Source organism: Catenibacterium sp. GCM10023432, from assembly GCF_042651925.1.
Lineage (GTDB): Bacteria > Bacillota_I > Bacilli_A > Erysipelotrichales > Coprobacillaceae > Catenibacterium > Catenibacterium mitsuoka.
In genome coordinates this window covers 1-20,979 of the sequence record NZ_JBHSEB010000073.1, presented here as the reverse complement: position 1 = coordinate 20,979, position 20,979 = coordinate 1, and the positions used below count along the sequence as shown (strand labels likewise).

General features: G+C 33.7%; 18 protein-coding genes. 4 read left to right on the top strand and 14 right to left on the bottom strand.

The window, feature by feature from the left end; all coding sequences use genetic code 11:
• Positions 1–25 precede the first annotated feature (25 nt).
• Genes ACFOZZ_RS09270 through ACFOZZ_RS09260 form a run of 3 tightly spaced genes read right to left on the bottom strand, consistent with a single transcriptional unit; the run spans position 26 to position 2,781 of the window.
• Positions 26–943: a PTS system mannose/fructose/sorbose family transporter subunit IID gene (locus ACFOZZ_RS09270; RefSeq protein ID WP_278780494.1), complete on the bottom strand. Its 918-nt coding sequence runs from the start codon at positions 941–943 to the stop codon at positions 26–28.
• Positions 944–963: 20 nt separating this feature from the next.
• Positions 964–1,779: a PTS mannose/fructose/sorbose transporter subunit IIC gene (locus ACFOZZ_RS09265; protein ID WP_055289571.1), complete on the bottom strand. Its 816-nt coding sequence runs from the start codon at positions 1,777–1,779 to the stop codon at positions 964–966.
• Positions 1,780–1,794: 15 nt separating this feature from the next.
• Entirely contained in the window at positions 1,795–2,781 is a 987-nt protein-coding gene (locus ACFOZZ_RS09260; protein WP_278597646.1) for a PTS sugar transporter subunit IIB, read from the bottom strand.
• Between the two features lie 394 nt (positions 2,782–3,175).
• Between ACFOZZ_RS09260 and ACFOZZ_RS09255 the strand changes: the two genes are divergently transcribed.
• The 4 genes from ACFOZZ_RS09255 to ACFOZZ_RS09240 all read left to right on the top strand — a co-directional run bounded on the left by ACFOZZ_RS09255 (position 3,176) and on the right by ACFOZZ_RS09240 (position 7,740).
• On the top strand, positions 3,176–4,507 hold the full coding sequence (locus tag ACFOZZ_RS09255) for an MATE family efflux transporter (RefSeq protein ID WP_187114883.1): 1,332 nt from the start codon (positions 3,176–3,178) through the stop codon (positions 4,505–4,507).
• A 44-nt stretch (positions 4,508–4,551) separates the two neighbouring features.
• Positions 4,552–5,106, top strand: a complete 555-nt coding sequence (locus ACFOZZ_RS09250) for a TetR/AcrR family transcriptional regulator (protein WP_376815118.1) — start codon at positions 4,552–4,554, stop codon at positions 5,104–5,106.
• Between the two features lie 124 nt (positions 5,107–5,230).
• The gene (locus ACFOZZ_RS09245; protein ID WP_376815117.1) at positions 5,231–7,024 is read left to right on the top strand and encodes an oleate hydratase; all 1,794 of its coding nucleotides are present in this window, start codon (positions 5,231–5,233) and stop codon (positions 7,022–7,024) included.
• 497 nt (positions 7,025–7,521) lie between these two features.
• Positions 7,522–7,740 (top strand): transposase, encoded by a 219-nt coding sequence (locus ACFOZZ_RS09240; protein WP_376815122.1) that lies wholly within the window; start codon positions 7,522–7,524, stop codon positions 7,738–7,740.
• A gap of 122 nt (positions 7,741–7,862) precedes the next feature.
• Here ACFOZZ_RS09240 and ACFOZZ_RS09235 read toward each other — a convergent pair whose 3' ends face one another.
• The 11 genes from ACFOZZ_RS09235 to pckA all read right to left on the bottom strand — a co-directional run bounded on the left by ACFOZZ_RS09235 (position 7,863) and on the right by pckA (position 20,800).
• Positions 7,863–8,303 carry a hypothetical protein gene (locus ACFOZZ_RS09235; RefSeq protein WP_055235179.1) on the bottom strand — a complete coding sequence of 147 codons (441 nt, stop codon included), beginning with the start codon at positions 8,301–8,303 and terminating at the stop codon, positions 7,863–7,865.
• 412 nt (positions 8,304–8,715) lie between these two features.
• Entirely contained in the window at positions 8,716–9,438 is a 723-nt protein-coding gene (locus tag ACFOZZ_RS09230; RefSeq protein WP_376815116.1) for a Type 1 glutamine amidotransferase-like domain-containing protein, read from the bottom strand.
• A gap of 34 nt (positions 9,439–9,472) precedes the next feature.
• Complete coding sequence (gene treC, locus ACFOZZ_RS09225; protein WP_376815115.1) at positions 9,473–11,113, bottom strand: alpha,alpha-phosphotrehalase; 1,641 nt, start codon at positions 11,111–11,113, stop codon at positions 9,473–9,475.
• 9 nt (positions 11,114–11,122) lie between these two features.
• Positions 11,123–13,006, bottom strand: coding sequence for a PTS system trehalose-specific EIIBC component (gene treP / locus ACFOZZ_RS09220; RefSeq protein ID WP_278860977.1), 1,884 nt, complete (start codon positions 13,004–13,006; stop codon positions 11,123–11,125).
• A 180-nt stretch (positions 13,007–13,186) separates the two neighbouring features.
• On the bottom strand, positions 13,187–14,236 hold the full coding sequence (locus tag ACFOZZ_RS09215; protein WP_278860978.1) for a tyrosine-protein phosphatase: 1,050 nt from the start codon (positions 14,234–14,236) through the stop codon (positions 13,187–13,189).
• Between the two features lie 108 nt (positions 14,237–14,344).
• Complete coding sequence (gene treR, locus ACFOZZ_RS09210; protein WP_278860980.1) at positions 14,345–15,055, bottom strand: trehalose operon repressor; 711 nt, start codon at positions 15,053–15,055, stop codon at positions 14,345–14,347.
• Between the two features lie 85 nt (positions 15,056–15,140).
• Positions 15,141–15,620, bottom strand: coding sequence for an S-ribosylhomocysteine lyase (locus tag ACFOZZ_RS09205; RefSeq protein ID WP_278546259.1), 480 nt, complete (start codon positions 15,618–15,620; stop codon positions 15,141–15,143).
• Positions 15,621–15,899: 279 nt separating this feature from the next.
• Positions 15,900–17,360, bottom strand: a complete 1,461-nt coding sequence (locus ACFOZZ_RS09200; protein ID WP_376815114.1) for an RNA-guided endonuclease TnpB family protein — start codon at positions 17,358–17,360, stop codon at positions 15,900–15,902.
• A gap of 836 nt (positions 17,361–18,196) precedes the next feature.
• Entirely contained in the window at positions 18,197–18,466 is a 270-nt protein-coding gene (locus ACFOZZ_RS09195; RefSeq protein WP_278861588.1) for a type II toxin-antitoxin system Phd/YefM family antitoxin, read from the bottom strand.
• A gap of 73 nt (positions 18,467–18,539) precedes the next feature.
• Entirely contained in the window at positions 18,540–19,175 is a 636-nt protein-coding gene (locus ACFOZZ_RS09190; RefSeq protein WP_376815113.1) for a PolC-type DNA polymerase III, read from the bottom strand.
• A gap of 32 nt (positions 19,176–19,207) precedes the next feature.
• A complete protein-coding gene (gene pckA, locus ACFOZZ_RS09185; protein WP_055235153.1) occupies positions 19,208–20,800 on the bottom strand; it encodes a phosphoenolpyruvate carboxykinase (ATP) in 1,593 nt (530 codons plus the stop codon).
• Positions 20,801–20,979 lie beyond the last annotated feature (179 nt).

Sequence of the window (20,979 nt, the reverse complement as noted above, 5' to 3'; positions counted from 1 at the left end):
GAGGCAGTAAAACTGCCTCTATTGATTACATAATACCGATAACTCTTGCAACGATACCAACAATGAATAATGCGATGATGATAACGATTGGAGATACCTTTTTCTTTAATAAGTAACAGCATAATAATGTAAGTAATAATGCTGCTAAGCCAGGGATTAACTGATCTAAGTTCTGCTGTAAAGTAGTAACCTTAACCTGATTTAATCCATTAGCACCAAGTGAGCTATACTGAGTTAATGCTTCTTTGATACCTGCAGCACCCTTTGGTAACTTATCCCAGTTGATATAAGCACCTTCAGACTGAGTAACCTGAGATACTACTGGAGTAAAGCTGATAGATACCCATCTCTGTACTAATGCACCGATGATGAACATACCAAGGATAGAAGCACCTTCAGTAACTTTACCAAGAAGTCCTCCTGACATATCCTTAGCAATAGAAGTACCTACTTTATAACCGAATTCCTGTGTATACCATAAGAATGCGATACGTACTAAGTTCCATACTACAAAGAATAATAATGGTCCAACAATGCTTCCTGATAATGCAAGTGAAGCACCTAATGCACCTAAGATTGGTCTTACTGTAAACCAGAATACTGGGTCACCAACACCAGCAAGAGGTCCCATCATACCAACTTTAACACCCTGTACAGTCTGGTCATCTACAGGCATACCATTTGCACGTTCTTCTTCAAGTGCTAATGTAACACCCATAACTGGAGCTGATACATAAGGATGTGTATTATAGAATTCTAGATGACGCTTTAATGCAGCGGCTCTATCTTCTTCTTTTGTATATAATTTCTTGATAGCTGGGATAATTGAAAAACACCAACCACCATTCTGCATACGTTCATAGTTCCAAGAACCCTGAAGGAACTGATGACGCCAGCATACGTCCATTCTATCTTTTTTAGATAGTGTAATCTTATCTGCCATAATGTTCGTCCTCCTTCAGATTAATAGTCATTTAAGATGTCACCAAGTGGATCTCCAGATCCTCCAGCGCCACCATTACCTTTACCAGCTTTGTCTTTTAATCCAAGATAGATTAAAGCAAGAACAACACCAATAATACCTAATGCGATTAATGTAAGTTCTGAGATAGCTGCTAAAACGAAACCAAGAGCAAAGAATGGCCAAGTTTCTTTTGTAGCCATCATGTTGATAACCATTGCATAACCTACAGCGGCAACCATACCACCACCAACAGCCATACCACCAGATAACCAAGCTGGCATAGAATTTAATGCACCTGTTACAACCTTAGCTGGAACGAAGCAAAGGATAACTGCTGGGATCATAATACGAAGACCCTGCATTAAAATTGCAGCAATCTGCCATCTTTCAATAGCCTTATAGTCACCTTTTTCTGCAGCTGCATCCATGAAGTGAACCATAGGGATTGCAAGAGTACGACAAATCATTGTTAAGAATAAACCTGCAACTGATAATGGAACGGCAACAGCGATAGAAGTATTGATAGCGTTAGTAACGTTTGTACTACCACCCTGTAAACCTAATACCATGATGATTGCTGAAGCAACTGATGCAAGAGCAGCATCTGGTGCAACAGCAGCACCAACGTTTGCCCAACCAAGGGCAATCATCTGTAATGAACCACCAAGGATAATACCTTCCTTTAAGTGGCCAGTAACTAAGCCGATTAACGTACATGCTACTAGAGGCTGATGGAACTGGAATTCATCAAGAATACCTTCCATACCTGCAAGTAAAGCAACAATCGCAATCAGCACAATTGAAATTGCTGACATAAATTATTTCCTCCCTTATTTAGACAATCCTTCTTTAGCTTTATTAAGGATTGCATTGATGTTATCAGGTGAATCATTTGGTACTTTACGCACATCAAACTTAACACCCTTAGCCATAATCTTTTCAATAGTATCAACATCATCCTGACCCATTGATACGGCTTTAGTACAAACGACTTTACCCTGTGAATGAGCCATAGAACCTAAGTTCAATGTCTTAATGTCTACGCCACCTTCGATTGCACGAAGTGCATCCTGTGGGTTTTCAAATAATACTAATGCTTTTGTGTTACCAAAACGTGGATCCTTAGCAACCTGAATCATCTTATCGATTGGTACAACGTGAGCTTTAACACCTGGAGGTGCTGCCTGAATAATCATTTCTTTTCTAAGATCATCATGAGCCACACCATCAGATACTACGATGATACGGTTTGGCTGAGTTGTCTTAGTCCATGCAGTAGCAACCTGACCATGTAATAAACGTGAGTCAATTCTTGCTAATACATACTTGATGTGACCATCACCAATAACTGTTCCTTCAGGAATAGCGCCCTGAGGTGCTGGTGCAGCTGCTGCTGCCTTTTCTTCCTTCTTAGGTTCTAGTGTTTCAGGTTTTGGTTTAACACCATCTCTTGCCACTTCAGTGACATGTGTTGCGATTTCATGAGCTGTTTCCATAGACATACGAGATGCATAAGTTTCAATCAACATTGGTAAATTTAAACCAGTGACAATAGCCCACTTATCTTCATGTCCATTAAGTAAAGCACTTGCCTGATTGAATGGTGTTCCACCCCAAAGGTCTACAAGGAATAATACTTCATCCTGATTTTCAAAACCAGCAATCGCTTCTTCCATTTTTCTGCGAATATCATCTGGGCCTTCGCTAGGCATTAATGTGCAGGCTTTAACGTTAGCCTGATCACCAAAGATCATAGATCCTGACTGGAAAATGCCTTCTGCAAACTGTCCATGACTCGCAAGGATAATTCCTACCATTTTATCTCCTACCTTTCATAATTGTAAGTAAGTAGTGAAGATATACTTAATATGTATATGGACATCTATACATACAACTTTTATATTCATCTAATCCCTATCAACTTATACTCATAGATAAATACAGTTCTTCTCAAACATATATCTCCTATTTACTATATGTTCCATTATAGCACCATCTCATTTCAGTGCAATAATCCCGATTTAGGAAATATATATACCATACTTTTACACTTAATATACCATATATTTAAAATAATTGACATTATATTCTATATATGATAGTGTCTATGTACAAAACCTTTTGGTTGTGGATTTTTGTCAGAGAAATCTTATTTTCGCCACACAGCGTTTTTTACGTTGTGTGGCTTTTTGTATGTTTAGGAGGAAAATTATGAATCAAGATTATATGAAAACAAAACCTATACTCCCTTTAGTATTATCGATGAGCTTACCAATGGTTTTATCCATGCTTGTCAATTCTCTCTACAATATTGTCGATAGCTTCTTTGTAGCTCGTATTAGCGAGAATGCGATGAATGCCTTATCTTTAGTATTCCCTATCCAGAACTTAATTACTGCGATTGCAGTAGGTTTTGGTGTGGGTATGAATGCAGTTATTGCCTTCTATCTAGGCACAGAGGATCATAAGAAAGCAGAAGATTCTATGGCCCAGGGATTATTACTCTCTGCAATACATGGAATAATCTTAATGGTTGTCTGTGTATTATTTATTCCTACATTCTTAAAATTCTTTACAAATGATCCTGTTGTATTAAAGGATGGAATATTATATGGACGTATTGCCTTCTCATTCTCTTTTGTGATTCAGGTAGGAATCGCATTTGAAAAAGTATGTCAATCATTAGGACGTATGGCTTTGACTATGAAGATTATGATTATTGGATGTGTGACTAATATCATTCTTGATCCTATTCTTATCTTTGGGTTAGGTCCTATTCCTGCAATGGGTATTGCGGGAGCTGCACTGGCTACGGGTATTGGACAGACTATTCCTTGTATTCTATACCTATTTTACTATAAGGTGGAATTACCACTACGTATCCATAAAGAAGCATTAAAAAACCATAAGTATTATAAGAAGCTATATGGAATTGGTATTCCTGCTACACTTAATATTGCGCTCCCTTCTGTTCTTATTTCTGTACTAAATGCGATTCTAGTAAGCTATTCAGCTATCTATGTCGTTGTACTTGGTATCTATTATAAGCTTCAGACATTTGTTTTTATGCCAACCAATGGGATTATCCAGGGTATTAGACCACTTGTAGGATATAACTATGGAGCTAAAGAATATAAACGTGTTAATAAGATTTATAAGCTTACTTTGTCTTTAAGTTTAATTATTATGATTGCAGGAACATTTCTTTGTTTTGTATTTCCTAAAGAAATCATGGGACTCTTTACTACAAATGAAGAAACACTTAACGCAGGTATTGTAGCCTTACGTATTATTAGTATTTCTTTTGTCTTCTCTTCACTTTCTCTTACTTCCGGTGGTGTACTTGAAGGACTTGGTATGGGTATTCCATCTTTAATTATCTCTTTATGTCGTTATGTAGTCATTATTCTTCCATGCGCTTATATCCTTTCTTCACTACTTGGACCAACTGGCGTATGGCATGCATTCTGGATTACAGAAGTATTTACGGCCATGATTTCCTTATTTATATATAAGAAGAAAAAGAAGGACTTGTTTGACTAGATCTTATGCAACTCATACAATAGTAGAAAGCGCAGGTGAAACATATGTCACAGATCACAAAACATGCATTGGAAGACTCTTTAAAGACATTACTTTTAAGAAAACCTTTCAATAAGATCACCATTGGTGATCTCACAAAGGAATGTGGTATTAACCGAATGACTTTCTATTATCATTTTACAGATATGCATCATCTTCTTTCATGGATCATCTTAGATGAAATACATCAATTACTATTAGATACAAATATCTACCCTGAAGGATGTATTCGTCTTCTCTATAAGATGAAAGAAGACCAGATCTATATTATGAATGTATATCATTCCTTACATCAAGAAGAGTTTCAAAGCTATTTATCTCCAATGATTCAAGGACTATTTAAAATGAAGATAGAGGAAGAAGCCCAAGAAATATCTATTAAAGAATCAGATAAAGAGTTTATTGCCCGCTTCTATTCTTATTGTATTGTTGGATTATTGATTGACTGGATGAAAGATGATATAAAAGAAAGTCCTGAGTTATTGTCTGATAAAATGAATGAAATTATGGATGGATGTATCAAAAGAGCTCTTAAAAGATTTGAAATTCATCAAAACTAATTCTTTGATTAAAATTTTTACACTTGATTGGTCATGATAAGATATTTATCATGGCTTTTTGTTTGTCTAAATTAAAATTTTAATACTTGATATATACTAAAGTCATATCAAGGAGGTATGAATTATGTATTATTCATCAGGAACTTACGAAGCATTTGCACACCCAGAAAAACCAGAGGGTGTTGAAAAGAAATCAGCTTATATTATTGGAACAGGCTTGGCAGGTTTAACTGCTGCCTTCTATCTAGTAAGAGATGGGCAGATGCCTGGAAATCATATTCATTTATTAGAAAAGCTAGAACTTGCAGGTGGAAGCTGTGATGGTTATAAAGATGTTCATAAAGGCTTCTATATGCGTGGAGGACGTGAAATGGATAACCACTTTGAAATCATGTGGGATGTATTCCGTGATGTCCCTTCTATTGAAACACCTAACGTATCTGTATTAGATGAATATTATTGGCTTAATAAGCATGACCCTAACTACTCTTTATGTCGTGCAACAGTCAATAAAGGGGAAGATGCGCATACTGATAAGCTATTTAAATTAGATAAAGATAGCGCAATGGCATTGTCCCAGCTCTTTATTACGCCTGAAGCAGATCTTGAAGATAAGAAGATTTCAGATGTATTGCCAGAATCATTCTGGGAAACTAATTTCTGGCTATATTGGCAGACTATGTTCGCCTTCCAGAAATGGTCTAGCGCGTTAGAAATGAAGCGTTATTTATGTCGTTATGTGCATCATATTGATGGTTTACCAGACTTCAGTGCTTTAAGATTTACTAAGTATAATCAGTATGAAAGTATGATTTTACCTTTAATTGAATATCTAAAGAAGCATGATGTAGATGTTCAGTTTGGTATGGATGTTAAGAATGTCGTTATTGAAGAAGTTGATGGCAAGAAGACAGCTAAGGAACTTATTTATGTCAAAGATAATGAAGAACAGTCTATTCCTTTAACTGCAGATGATTTAGTCTTTATTACTAATGGATGTTGTACTGATACATCAAGTTATGGTGATCAGAAACATGCCCCTGATTTATCTCATATTGTGAATGGTCAGGGTGAATCATGGGATTTATGGAAGAATATTGCGAAACAAGCTAAACATGACGAATATGGACATCCTGATGTATTCTGCAGTGATACAGAAGCGACTAACTGGATGAGTGCCACTGTAGAAACATCTAATGAAGATATCATTCAGCATATTATGAATATTTGTAAACGTGATCCTCGTGCAGGTAAGGTCACTACAGGTGGTATTGTGACTGTTAAGGACAGTGTAAACAATTGGTTCTTATCATGGACTATTAACCGTCAGCCACAGTTTAGATCTCAGAATAAAGATACAGTACTTGTATGGCTCTATGCTCTTCATACTGATACAGAAGGTAACTATATTAAGAAAGCTATGAGAGATTGTACAGGTGAAGAAATCTGTCAGGAATGGCTTTACCATATTGGTATGGATGAAAGCAAGATCAAAGACTATTCAGAAAATGCATGTAATACAACAACATGCTTTATGCCTTATATCAATGCCTTCTTCCAACCTAGAAAGAATGTAGACCGTCCTAAAGTTGTACCAGAAGGTGCAGTGAACTTCGCATTTATTGGACAGTTCGCAGAGACACCAAGAGATACTATCTTTACGACTGAATATTCTATGCGTACAGGTATGGAAAGTGTCTATACATTACTGAATGTCGATCGTGGTGTACCTGAAGTATGGGGTTCTCAATATGATATCAGAGAATTATTAAGAGCAGCTTATTATGCAGTAGATAAAAAGAAGATTAATGAGTTGCCATTAAACTTCAAGGAAAAGATGCTTTTAAAGACTGTATTAAAGAATGTAAAAGGTACAGATCTAGAACTCTTATTAAGAGAGACAGGACTTATAGATTAAGGGCTGTAACAGGTAAACAACTCATTACAGTTTCATAAAAAGCAAAATGCGGACTGAGGTCCGCATTTTGTGGTATATTTGATTTGTAATGATACGCGTTATGAATAATCAAACATATGCGCTACTAGATTTTCATATTTTTTTTGAAATCTAAAGTGAAAGGTTAAATTCCACTTTAAAAAATGTATAAAGTGTAGTTTGTAGTATGGACATCCATCCCAATTTTTATTACTATAATTATAGGTAACCCTCCTTATTTGTTTGCGGTAATCCCACAATACTATGAATTTTTGTTTCTACTCAAAGTATAATGGTAAATCCACGATTGAACAATTAAGGAGAGTTACTCTTTTTGTTTCCTCCTCGTCATTTCATTGTCCAATAAATTGTCACTGTGATGGTTGTCTATTCAAATCCAGATGCACTAAATCCAAAATCAGAAGATGCATAAACTACTACAAGGAACTTGATAAATTTCATAAAGAAGCAAGAAAAATATTATAAGTGAAGGAGGTAAAAAACTCATGTACAAGAAAGATAATAAAACAAAAGAAACATTCGGTGATCTTAAGGAGAATATAGGTCATGACAGACTCTACAGAAGAGGGCATGACAATGTTCAGATGGAGATGTACCTTGTTGCAATGGGGCATAATATCAGGAAATACCACAAACGAAAGATGAAACAAAAACGAAGAGATCAAGAAGATGTTTAGATTATTTTTCAGATGATATTTTTTAAAGAAATAGGAAGGTTCTTTTTAGGTGCGTCTGAAAAATGAAAAAGAACTGTAACGCTCAAGGTAGTAGTAAATACTATCTATTCGTTACAGCCCCTTTAAAACGGAAAAAATGGATTAGGACTTTCTGGATCATTATAAATAGCACAGTCCGTCTGCCATACCTCCATAGAATCTTTGATCAAAGAACATAAGTAATGATAACCCGCTTTATCTATCTCTCCATGAGCTAACATAGATTTATAAAATTTCTTTATACTTGCTGCAGTTGACTTAATATTACCAGGCGTAGACCATAAACATTTACGGATATAAAAGTCTCCTAAATAATCATCAAGCATATTAAGCCCTTCTTCCATAGGATAAGCATCCCTATATAGTAAAAATTCATTAATATAGAATTCTACATTGGAAAGATGACGGCTAATAGTTTTATCTTTTAAACCTGATTGAATAAGATCGTCTTTAAAAAGATCTAAAAGAAGATAGTTTCTTTCTTTGATTTTTTTGCATTCTTCAAGATATTGATCGTAGTCCATAATATAACTTCCTCTCTTCATGATATAAATATCATACAATATTTATATTCACGTTACAAATAAAAATTTGGATACCCTTAAACCACAGGTATGCTATAAAAAACGTTTTTAATCAGATCCTTTTAACACGCCGTGAGCAAGAATTCCCCCACATTATAGGAGGTGGGATGAATTGCGGTAAACACGGCGTTTTATTTTGCTCTTAAGAGATACAGGTTTAATAGACTAACAAGCTAGTTATCCAGCTTGTTTTTTATATGGTGCTATACAAAAAAGACGCTTCGCATTGAAACGTCCTTCTTGTTTACAATTATGTTTTAAGGGGAGAGTTAAAAACAATTTTCTTTTGCTCTTGTGTATTAAGATATTTTTTTAAGGGAGTTTCTTAATACATTTATAATATAACCCCTCTTTATGAATCCAATGTGAACATACAATCTTTTTCTTGTATAAGTGTTTGTTTTCCTTTTTCTATTTTATAAGATAGTCCATGAATCATTTCTTTTCCTTCATGAATATGGATAAAGCTTCCATCTACCAATACAATAAATGTCCTTTTGGCACTATCAGGATAGGCAATATCCTTGAATATATGAACACCATCTAAACAATCATCATGTATTTCATTATAGTGCGGAATGATCATTGTTTGGGTGAGTTCTAACCCCGGAAGATATTTTTGATACTTCTTATCCAAATATTCTCCTGGAAGTTCAGGCATGGCGTATACAGTCTTTGCACAGTTCATAGAACCGGCACTGACACCTACTATCACACCTTCATACTCCTTTAAATACTTCTTTAAGTGGATTTCTCTGAAGAACTTGTTTTGAGTAGGCACATGTCCTCCTCCAAGTATGATAAGATCTGATTCTTTCACGAGTTCTTCTGTCTTCTCTTTGTTTCGATCATCCAGGATAGTAAATGTATCCACTAAGAAATGACTATTCATCAAGGCTTTCTTTTGGTTGTTTCCCCATTCATCATTATAAATCGTATCAATTGGATCAGATGCAATATAAAGACAACGAATATGACGAGGAAGAACATCAAAAAGAAGAGAACGGAAACCATTCTCTTCATTAATATATTGACCATTTAATGTTAAGTTTGAGCTTGTCAAGAATAAATGCATAATAATACCTCTCTTTATAAGAGTATTATATCAATTATTTCTTTTTATATAAAGCCACTGTTTCATAAGGTCTGATATGTAATTCTTTCTTTAAGTCATGATCCTGATAGTTAGAAATCATTACTTCATAATCTTCAATATTGTCAATAGACACTGAAGTTTCTTCAGCATAGAAATTATTTAACACAATAAGTTCTTCATTTTCATAATTTCTCTTAAATGCATAAAGACAGTCACTCTCTTCAAATAAAGGTGTATAAGTACCAACACTAATGACCTTATGAGTTTTTCTTAATTCAATAAGTTTCTTATAGAAGTAGTAAATAGAATCTTTGTCTTTTAATGCATCTTCTACATTAATATCTTTACATCTTGGATTCATTTCAATCCAAGGCGTATGTGTAGAGAATCCTCCGCTAGACGTCCACTGCATTGGTGTTCTTGCATTGTCACGTGATTTAGCCTGAAGTATTTCATAGATTTTTTCATCAGTATAACCTTCATCCTTCATAATATGATAATAGTTGATACTTTCTACATCTTTGTATTGACTTAAATCAGTGAAATATGCGTTTGTCATACCAATTTCTTCACCCATATAAATATAAGGTGTTCCTCTTTGTAAGTGAATACTTGCAGCTAACATCTTAGCTGATTCTTTATGATATTTTGTATCATTTCCAAAACGTGAGATACTTCTAGGCTGATCATGACAGTTCCAAAATAAGGCATTCCATCCATTATTTTCCTGCATACCTAATTCCCATGAGTTAAATAAGTCTTTAAGTTCTTTAAAATCAAATGGCATGACTGTCCATTTTTCTTTATTCTTATAATCTACTTTCAAGTGATAGAAGTTAAAAGCCATGCTTAACTCATGATGATCTGGATTTGTATATCCAATACAGTTTTCTATAGTTGTAGCAGACATCTCTCCTACTGTGACCATACCGTCATAGCGACCAAATGTGGCTTCATTCAATTCTCTTAAATAATCATGTACAAGAGGACCATCTGTATAAAATCTCTTTCCCACACCTTCATAATCATCTTCAAACTTCATCTTATCAATTAAATTAATAACATCAAATCTAAATCCCTTGATACCTTTATCAATCCAGAACTGAACAATATCTTTTACTTCTTTTCTTACATCAGGATTAGACCAGTTTAAATCAGCCATAGACACATCAAAGAGATGTAAATAGTATTCATCAAACTTATCTACATATTCCCAGCATGGACCACCAAACTTAGATTCCCAGTTAGTAGGCATTGAACCATCTTCATTAGGTTTCTTAAAATAATAGTAATTCTTATATTTTTCATCACCGGCCATAGCTTTCTTAAACCAGACATGTTCAGTAGAGGTATGGTTGAAAACCATATCAAACATTAAATAAATGTTTCTTTTTTTAGCTTCAAAGATCAGTTCTTCTAGATCTTCCATCGTTCCAAAAGCAGGATTAATACGCTTATAGTCTTCTACATCATAACCATTATCCTTTTGTGGTGAGATAAAGATAGGATTCATCCAAATATAATCTATACCTAGTTCTTTAAGATAATCTAACTTTAAAGTAATACCTTTTATATCCCCTACACCATCATTGTTAGAATCATAAAATGATTTTGGATAGATCTGGTAAACAACTTTATCTTTAAAATTTAACACAATAACCTCCTACTTGATTTCTATAATTTCCTGATTATTATCAGTTTCTTTAACATCCTTTAACTCAATATGCTGATGAGAAGTAAATACGACCGGTGATACAAGTGACTTACCATGTTCTTTCACATAATCTAGATTGACTTTCGCAATTGTTTCACCTTGTTTGACTCTTTGTCCCTTTTCTACAAGACATTCAAATCCTTCCCCATTGAGTTCTACTGTATCCATACCTAAATGAATAAGTATTTCAATACCATCATCACTTAATAGTCCATATGCATGTTTAGTAGGGAATGTCATCACAACTTCACCAGTAAATGGTGCTTTGACTTCACCATCTGTTAATTCTACCGCAAATCCTTCACCCATCAATCCTTGAGAGAATACCTGGTCATCTACTTCATTTAAAGGAATGACTTTCCCCTTTAATGGAGAATGAAATACTTCATTTACAGGTTTAACTTTTCCATTGAAGTCTACTTCATTTAATTTTTTCTTACCTAAGATATAAGTTAATGTGAAAGGAATAATAATAGCGATAAGCATTGCAATCGCAAAGTTAAACATATATTTAGGTATGATAGATAGAATTCCAGGAATTCCCCCAACACCGATTGAGGCAGCCATAGTTCCAGTTGATACAGAGAAGATGGCAGCACAAGCTGAACCAATCATTCCGCAGAAAAATGGGAATGTATATTTTAAGTTAACACCAAATAAAGCAGGTTCTGTAACACCTAGATAACATGAAATACAAGAAGGGATATTAATTTCTTTTGCTTTCTTATTGTTTTTCTGTAAGACACACATAGCAAGTACTGATGAACCTTGTGCAATATTAGATAATGCAATCATTGGCCATAATAATGTACCACCAAAAGTAGCTGTGAGCTGTGTATCAATCGCATTTGTCATATGATGAAGACCAGTGATTACAAGTGGTGCATAGACAAAACCAAATACACCAGCAAATAACCATCTAAATGGAGAAGTAAGACCTGCCCAGACAACATCAGAAATAAAATTACCAATTGTCCATCCAATTGGACCTACAACTGTATGCGCAATTAATACAGCAGGTACAATTGAAAAGAATGGGACAACAATCATACTGATTGCACTAGGACTTACTTTTCTCCAGAACTTTTCTAGGTATACTAAGACAAATCCTGCAAGAATAGCCGGGATAACCTGTCCTTGATAACCAATCATCTGAACTGTTGTAAAACCAAAGTCCCATACAGGAATTTTCGCAGCAGGCGTAGAAGCGACTGCATAGGCATTTAACAACTGAGGGGATACAAGTGTAATACCAAGGATAATACCTAAGCCCTGGTTTGTACCCATCTTCTTAGTAATAGACCAAACAATTGTGACTGGTAAGAAATGGAAGACTGCTTCACCAATTAACCATAAGAAACTATCTACACCACTCCAGAACTGAGAAATCTGAACTAATGTTTTTGTACCATGATCAAACATCTGAATAGAGTCAATCACATTTCTAAAGCCAAGAATTAAACCACCACAAATTAAAGCTGGAATAATTGGTGCAAATATTTCTCCTAGATTGCCAATGATTTTTTGGAGTGTAGTCTGATTTGTCTTTGCTTCAGACTTTAAAGCCTCTTTAGAAACACCTTCAATACCCGAAATTTCAATAAAATCGTTATAGAACAACTGAACATCATTTCCAATAATAACCTGGAACTGACCAGATTGAGTAAAAGTACCTTTGACAGATGGAATCTCTTCAATACGTTCAACATCTGCTTTCTTTTCATCAAATAAAACAAATCTCATTCTTGTGACGCAATGTGTGACTGCCTGAATATTGTCTGTACCACCAACATACTCAAGTAGTGCTTTTGCATCTTCAGTATATTTTGCCATATTCTCTCTCCTTTATTTTAATAACCTGTACGTACATGTCTGATATGTGCATATCTTAACATGTACGTACAGGTAGGTCAATAGAGAAAATAAAAAAAGATTAGACTTTTCATCTAATCTTATCATTCTGATTTTCTTGCGAAATTAGTCTTTAAGCTTAGTTTTATCAATATGATACCTTTAACACTCCTCATATAAGAATATTTCTTTTAATTTTTCTTTTACATCTTGATCAATACCTAAAGCGTCTTTTAAATAAGAATCTATTGAACCGTAAGTCTTTTTCATCTCATTTATAGCTGTTTCCATGTAAATTTCTTTAGATTGCTGCAATGTAGATAATAGGGTTAACGTCTGTTCATCTTTTGTGTATTTTTTATAAAGATTCATTTGTTTTTTATTTTTTGTAACTCTATATTGAGTTGTCAGTGTATAATCATAAATCACACACTCTTCACGAACACCAAGTGCTAATAGTATGATTGCAACTCCAAATCCAGTTCTATCCTTACCGCCTCTGCAATGCTGCACTAATGGTAAATTATGTTCATCTAAAATTAATTTTATAAGTTCTCTATATGCTTTTTTAGAGGAATCTGAATAAATGAATTTTTTATATTGTTTATACATATTTTCTTCAGGATCTCCATATTTTTCAGGATAAAATTTATGTTCCTTTAATAAATCTAAAATACTTTTATTCACATCATCATCAATAGAACCTGCTGCTAGCTGAGCAGTTTTCGCATAAGGATCTAAGGAATAAGTGTTAGCGTCAGAAATCTCTTTGTTTGGTGCAGCACTTGCTTCACTTTTACTGCGATAATCAACTATAGTTTTTAATCCCATGTTTTTAAGAAAAGTAACATCTCTCTCTGAAATATTTGAAAGTTGATCCGATCTATACAACAATCCCCACTTCACTCTTCTCCCTTCTATTGTTTCATATCCCCCACAATCTCTGAAATTATCTGTTCCATCAAGATTAACCAATCTTGTAGAAATAACATAATTCTTACCTTCTTTTGGACAAACCAAGAAAAATAAACGATGATTTAAATCCGGATTTTTAATTATCATTTGTCTTTCTGTCATAGTAAATAAAAATTTTTTTCCTTCATTCATCTTTGATGAATCATATCCATAATAAACATCCATTTCTAAATCTTTTTCAGAATCACTTTTAAAAACTAAAAATTCCCCATCGCTAACTACAGTTATTTCTTCCATAAAACCCTCCATTTTTATGAGTAGTACATACATGCCTGACACACGTATCTTATTATGTGCGTACAGGCACGTCAATAGAGAAAAAAAGATTAGACCTTTCATCTAATCTTATAATTCAGATCTTCTTGCGAAATCTACAAAGCGGAATTTATCCGGTCTATGTTTTGATATTGTATACTGAAATAAAGTGGCATCTTCAAGATAAACATAAGATTTAACACATACAAGAAGGTCATAATCAAGCATATCTAATAATTGTTTTTCTTCTTCTGTTGCCTTTACTACAGTTATTTCTTTTCTTGCGAAACTGATCTTTAATCCTAATTTCTTTTCAATATATTCATAGAGTGAGTTTTCTGCATCCTGATAGCTTAATCCTTCTACAATACTCTTATTAAGATAATCTTCATCTAGAATGATCTTTTCTCCCTCTATTTGTCTTATTCTTTTGACATGATATACAAGATCATCTTTTACATAGAGTGCTTTTTGTATCTCTTCATCAGGCTTTTCTTCACTAAAAAGTGTCACTATCGTTTTGACTTCACCATGAAGAGTCTTCTTTAGTTCTTTAAAACTTGTCACTCCTGATACAGGAAATGCGATACGATTAATATCTAATACAACAGATCCTTTTCCTTTATTCTTCTGAATATAACCATCATTTAACAAAAGATTCAAAGCCTTTCGTACAGTATCTCTTGATGCATCATAGATTTTCATAAGTTCACTTTCACTTGGTAAAAGTGTATGGGGTTTGATATCTCCTCTCTTGATTTTCTCAAGTAGGTCCTGATATATTTTCTGATATTTCGTCATAATATACCTCCTGTCTCTAGTATACATTTAAATAGTTATATAGGCAAGAAATGTACGTACAAGTAAAAAGACTTCCGAGGAAGTCTTAGTCTGGATATACTAAATGTTCTTCTGTGATATTCTTAAGAGTGTTATCTAAGAATCTTTTCGCAACAATCTTAGTTAGAGGTAAGTTCATATCTAAATAGTTACCACAATCTCTTGCTGCAGCACCTGGAACATCACCTTCAAATTCAGCCATGAAAGTAAACATTTCAGTCACTAAGTCTACAACATCTTTAGATTCTAAATCTCCTGCAAGAATCATATAAAATCCTGTACGACATCCCATAGGACCAAAGTAAATAACCTTTTCTGCCCAGTCCTTATGGTTTCTTAAGAAAGTGGCACCTAAATGTTCCATAGTATGGATTTCAGCTGTATTAATAACAGGTTCTCTGTTAGGTGCTGTCATACGAATATCAAAGGTAGTAATGACTTCTTCTCCTACCTTATCTTTTCTAGATACGTAAATACCTGGTAATAAAGTCAAATGATTGACTGTAAAGCTTGCGATTTTGTTCATGTTAGTTCTTTTCCTTTCTATCTCCGATTAGTATAAACACGAGTCCTGATATAATCATCAGCATTGAATACCAATTATATACCATAATATCAGTTGGTGAGACTTTTCTGACACTCCAACGGCTAAAATACGTTGGGTTCTTATATACATTCACTTCCAAATATACTCGAAAGCATATGAAACTAATGAGTTTCTATAAGACTTTCACTATCAATCATTCTATTGAATGAATTAGCGATAGCGTTAGGCTCGTATCAAAACCTTTTGTATATTTCTCTTTTAAATTGATATACTACTTAAATTCTTTTTACCTGTTAATCTTTCAACTTCCAAATTATGAAGCCAATAGAAGTTCTCAAATCTGTCATTACATTTATCAATATCAAAACTCTTTAAATCATCTGCTATATTCATTATTAAGAAAGCGGAATAAAGGTCTCGCTGTATTTTTACTCCATCAAAATTATTCCATCTTTGTGACAAGGATTTCTTAGTATATGTTCTATCGAAATGATTAAACTGACTTGCTTTTGCTTCGGAAGTATCTATCTTTATTAGCTGCTCACCATAATAGCCTAGTTTCCTATTTATTATTGTCAAGAGCATTGTTGGTGCTTTATTAGCCAAAGATTTACCAAATCGCTTCTTTCGCTTAATCTTACCTTTATCATTCTTTTCAGTCTTTTTAGCACGTTTTTGAAGTCCGGCAAAATTCATCTTTTCAACATACACCTTGTTACCAAGAGATATAATATAATTAGCTAGACATTCATGCTGATATTTACGTATAGCTGCCTGTTTTCTGTATAATTCTCTTAATTCATTCTGATATTTTATGTAATGATTTGATTTGTTCCATATGACCTTCTTATTGCCTTGTTTCTTAATAGTTCCATCTTCATTATAATTATCAGGATTTGTAGAACGTTTTGACCTGTCCATTTTTCTAAGAATTCTTCGTTTCTGATTTTCAATATTTTGAATTCTGTCTGCAAGTTCTAATATCTTCACATCGGATTGACTTACAATCGCAATAGTTCTAGTGCCGATGTCTAAACCAACATCACCATCACCAATACAATGCTTTATTTCACCTGTTTCATTATCTACTTTTACTGGTGGATTTCCTTTGAAAACAATCTGAACATAGTATTTATACTTATTCCTTATAAATTTTCTAACGATTCTGTTATAACAGATTTTGCATTGCATAGCTTGATATTCATAATAATTACTGTAATCAATAATAACTGGAATTTCTAGACCATTCCAGAATATCATATCATCTTTGAAACGGATACCAGAACCATTTGATTTTCCTTCAAGACTATCTAATGTACCATATTTCTTATAATAGACTTTTTTACCATTGCCATAGAGGAATTTTTCATAAGATTTCCATAATGCAGTCGCAATCTTTTGAGCAGTAAGTGAATCAATATTATCTTTAAAATGCTTCTGCATCATCTTGACATCCTTATAAAATGAATACTCTGACATATCATACTGCTTGCGAATATCATTAATTTGTTTCCAGATATCTTTATCTGTCTTCTTATTGCCAGTCAGAGAAGACATAAGGTCTCTATATTTCTTTGTCTTGATCATTTCTTTATAACGCTTCTGAGTTACGTTGACTAATGAATTATAAATCTGTCTTCCAATTTCAAAACGCTTATTCAAAATATCCTCTTGATATTTTTCTATCTTTAATGGAAATTCAACAACAAAGTTTGCCATAATATTCACTTCACTTTCAAAATGTATATTATTCTATTAATATTGTTTTCTGTGATCTGCTAGACTTAATTTCAACAAACAATTCGACAATATATGAGAGTGGTCTTATCTACACGTTTGATCTGGTAATACTAGTAACAATCGCAAAAATCACACAAAATAACATAAAGCTATTTCATGTGTTTGAAGGATTTAATAAAGTCATTAATGTTATTAGAATACCTATAAATGAACTGCTAAAGAGAAGATTTCTAAAGCATTAGCACTTTGTTTAGCATCTGTTTATAACCTCTATCAGCTTTCTAATAAGATTATACAACAGCTAGAAACTCCATGCGTTAGATTCATCTTCTAGAACGCCTATTAATAGGCGTTTAAAAATTATTTTTTGATTATTCTGTTATTTATATTGTATATTATCAATCCAAACCTAAAGGAGCGGGCTTTCGCGTAGTTTTTGGAATATTTATCCAAAAGAAGAGTCATATATATTACCATGACTCTTTGATACTTCATCAAATATATATATCGATAGTACGTTACAAAAATAACTTGTCGTAATCCCTTTTTGTGTTAATAATTCGATAAATATATATTTTTTATCCAGATATTTAATAATCGCAACATATTTCTGATTAATGACAAACATTCTATAACACAATTGATTTAATCGCTCATCTGGTGTAAATACATCTATATTGGGAAATTCTTCTAGAGTTTCAATAGACTCTAAAATTGAGCCTGACACTTTTTGAGCACTTTCAATACCATATTCTAAATAATAGAAATCTTCTATTTAAGTCAGATCCTCCCAGGCACGAGGAAGAATCTCAATTTTACAATTTTCCATATCTTCTTCTAGCAAGAGCCTCCCTTGCTTCTGAAATGCTCATTGTAGGCTTTCCGCTTAATCTTTCTTCTTCAGCTTCTAACACACTGAAGCGCAAATCTAACAATTGTTCTCTTCTTTCAAATGCCTCTAAACTCATAAATACTCCGTCACCTTCACCGTTTTTTGTAATATAAATAGGTTCTTTTGACGTTTTAGCCAACTTAGAAATAGAAGAATAATCATTTCTTAACATAGCTGATGGTTTAATAATCATATTCATCACCTCTTTCATATCGATATTAAATCATAATTATACACACAATCAATCTATTTGAATCATCTACTAATTATTTTTTATTCTTTCTTTTCTTACGATAATTCTCTATTGTCCCAAAGTGATCAAAGATATCTTCCATCATCATTTCATATACATCATGCGTAATTTCACAATCATTCACTGCACGATGTGCATGAGAATAATCAATATGATAATGATCTGCAAGATCCTTGAGTCTATAGCGTTTCAAATCTTCATGTAATAGTTTTCTTGCAATCTTCAATGTATCGATATAATCATTTTGAAAGAGGACTCCATAATCTCTTAGAAGTGCATCATAGATAAAACGAATATCAAAGCGGACATTATGACCAATGATCACATCATTCCCAATGAACTTAATATACTCTCTAAGGACATCTTTTTCTCCTCTTGCATCATGTAACATACGATTAGAAATACCAGTGAGATTCTCAATAAAATCACTTATATAGATAGTCTTATCCTTATCTAGTAAGTCTACAGGTAATTGATCTCTTAATGGGTTAATGAGTTCACTATAGCGTGCCACTTCTTTATGATTGACATACTTAATAGCTGCAACTTCGATAAGTCTTTCCGTTTCAGGATTTAACCCTGTTGCTTCTATGTCTACCACAATATAAGTATCTGGATATTCTATTTTACTCTTACCTATTTCTCTCATAAAACCCCCAAAAAAGCCACATGAAGTGGCTTTTATTTCTTAGGATGTGGTCCTGCTTTTCTAATATTTTCTGGCATATGTGGATACTTAGTATTGAAGTTTGCTTCAAACATCATAGCAAGTTCATTGGCCATATCTTCATAAGCTTCCTTATTAGCCCATGTATCCTTAGGGTTTAATACATATTCTGGGACTCCAGGACATGATTGAGGGACATGAAGATTAAAGCGTGAATCATAATAATAGATGACATTATCTAATGATCCATTGACTGCTGCAGTGACCATAGCACGTGTATATGATAGTTTCATACGTGAACCAATACCATAAGGTCCACCATTCCATCCAGTGTTCACTAAATAAACCTTAGTACCATAGGCTTCTAGACGTGAACCAAGTAACTGTGCATAGATACCTGGATCTAAAGGCATGAATGGTTCTCCAAATAACGTAGAGAATGTAGGCTGTGGTTCACTGATACCTCTTTCTGTACCTGCAACTTTAGATGTAAATCCAGTAACGAATTGATACATAGCCGCATCATGATCAAGTCTAGAGATTGGTGGTAATACACCAAAGGCATCTGCAGTTAAGAAAATAACGACTTTAGGTACTCCACCTACTCCTGGAATCTGAGCATTTTGAATATATTCAATAGGATAACCGACACGTGTATTCTCTGTAAGAGTACCATCATCATAATCTGGCTGTCTAGTCTTTGCATCTACAACTACGTTTTCTAGTTCTGAACCAAAACGGATAGCACGATAGATATCAGGTTCTCCTGTAGGAGATAAGTTAATTGTCTTTGCATAACATCCACCTTCAAAGTTGAAGATACCTTCTTCACTCCATCCATGTTCATCATCCCCAATCAACATTCTATTGGGGTCTGTAGAAAGTGTTGTTTTACCTGTACCAGATAAACCAAAGAAGATAGCTGTTTCTCCAGTATCTGGATCCATATTAGCTGAGCAATGCATAGGGAGAATATTTTCCTGCAAAGGCATGCAATAGTTCATGATTGTGAAAACTGATTTCTTGATTTCTCCTGAATATTGTGAACCTACAATAATAACTGTACGTTCTGTAAAGTTAATAATAATAGCTGCTTCCGAGTTAGTATGATCTACTTCAGAAACGCAATGGAATCCTGGCGCAACGAGAATTGTATAATCTGTCAAACCAAAATTATCTAATTCTTCTTTTGTAGGCCTAATCAATAATTGATGGATAAATAGGTTCTGACATGCAAGTTCATTGATGACAGTGAATTTACGACGATATTTCTTATCAGCTCCTGCAAAGCCTTTAAAGACGAATAATTCCTTGTCACTCATATATTCAAGTACTTTTTCTTTTAATGCATTGTAGTGTTCTACACTCATGGCTACATTGACATCACCCCAGGCAATCTGTTCATGTACCTCTGGTGTATCTACAATAAATTTATCATGTGGTGAACGACCAGTATATTTTCCTGTTTTTACAACTAATGCACCCTGGTCAGTTAATAATCCTTCTTTACGCTTTAAAGCATATTCTACTAATTTAGCAGGACATAAATTATAATGTGCTTTTCCTGTATAGTTTTTAATTCCTGCATATTCGAGTGTCTTTTCCATAAAGTAACCCCTTTCATTTTGTCTGTATAACACATTATAGCATAAAATTAAATTTTTAACATACTCTATTTCCTAACAGTTATTGTCATTTGCATAAATTCTATATTTATTTTTTCGCTCTTTTTAAGAAAATTGTTGCTTTAGGTTATCTTATTCAGCAAAAATACCGTAACGATATT

Coding starts and splice junctions, on each gene's coding strand:
- ACFOZZ_RS09270 (WP_278780494.1), bottom strand. CDS start 943: ATGGCAGATAAGATTACACTATCTAAAAAAGATAGAATGGACGTATGC.
- ACFOZZ_RS09265 (WP_055289571.1), bottom strand. CDS start 1,779: ATGTCAGCAATTTCAATTGTGCTGATTGCGATTGTTGCTTTACTTGCA.
- ACFOZZ_RS09260 (WP_278597646.1), bottom strand. CDS start 2,781: ATGGTAGGAATTATCCTTGCGAGTCATGGACAGTTTGCAGAAGGCATT.
- ACFOZZ_RS09255 (WP_187114883.1), top strand. CDS start 3,176: ATGAATCAAGATTATATGAAAACAAAACCTATACTCCCTTTAGTATTA.
- ACFOZZ_RS09250 (WP_376815118.1), top strand. CDS start 4,552: ATGTCACAGATCACAAAACATGCATTGGAAGACTCTTTAAAGACATTA.
- ACFOZZ_RS09245 (WP_376815117.1), top strand. CDS start 5,231: ATGTATTATTCATCAGGAACTTACGAAGCATTTGCACACCCAGAAAAA.
- ACFOZZ_RS09235 (WP_055235179.1), bottom strand. CDS start 8,303: ATGGACTACGATCAATATCTTGAAGAATGCAAAAAAATCAAAGAAAGA.
- ACFOZZ_RS09230 (WP_376815116.1), bottom strand. CDS start 9,438: ATGCATTTATTCTTGACAAGCTCAAACTTAACATTAAATGGTCAATAT.
- treP (WP_278860977.1), bottom strand. CDS start 13,006: ATGGCAAAATATACTGAAGATGCAAAAGCACTACTTGAGTATGTTGGT.
- ACFOZZ_RS09215 (WP_278860978.1), bottom strand. CDS start 14,236: ATGGAAGAAATAACTGTAGTTAGCGATGGGGAATTTTTAGTTTTTAAA.
- treR (WP_278860980.1), bottom strand. CDS start 15,055: ATGACGAAATATCAGAAAATATATCAGGACCTACTTGAGAAAATCAAG.
- ACFOZZ_RS09205 (WP_278546259.1), bottom strand. CDS start 15,620: ATGAACAAAATCGCAAGCTTTACAGTCAATCATTTGACTTTATTACCA.
- ACFOZZ_RS09200 (WP_376815114.1), bottom strand. CDS start 17,360: ATGGCAAACTTTGTTGTTGAATTTCCATTAAAGATAGAAAAATATCAA.
- ACFOZZ_RS09195 (WP_278861588.1), bottom strand. CDS start 18,466: ATGATTATTAAACCATCAGCTATGTTAAGAAATGATTATTCTTCTATT.
- ACFOZZ_RS09190 (WP_376815113.1), bottom strand. CDS start 19,175: ATGAGAGAAATAGGTAAGAGTAAAATAGAATATCCAGATACTTATATT.
- pckA (WP_055235153.1), bottom strand. CDS start 20,800: ATGGAAAAGACACTCGAATATGCAGGAATTAAAAACTATACAGGAAAA.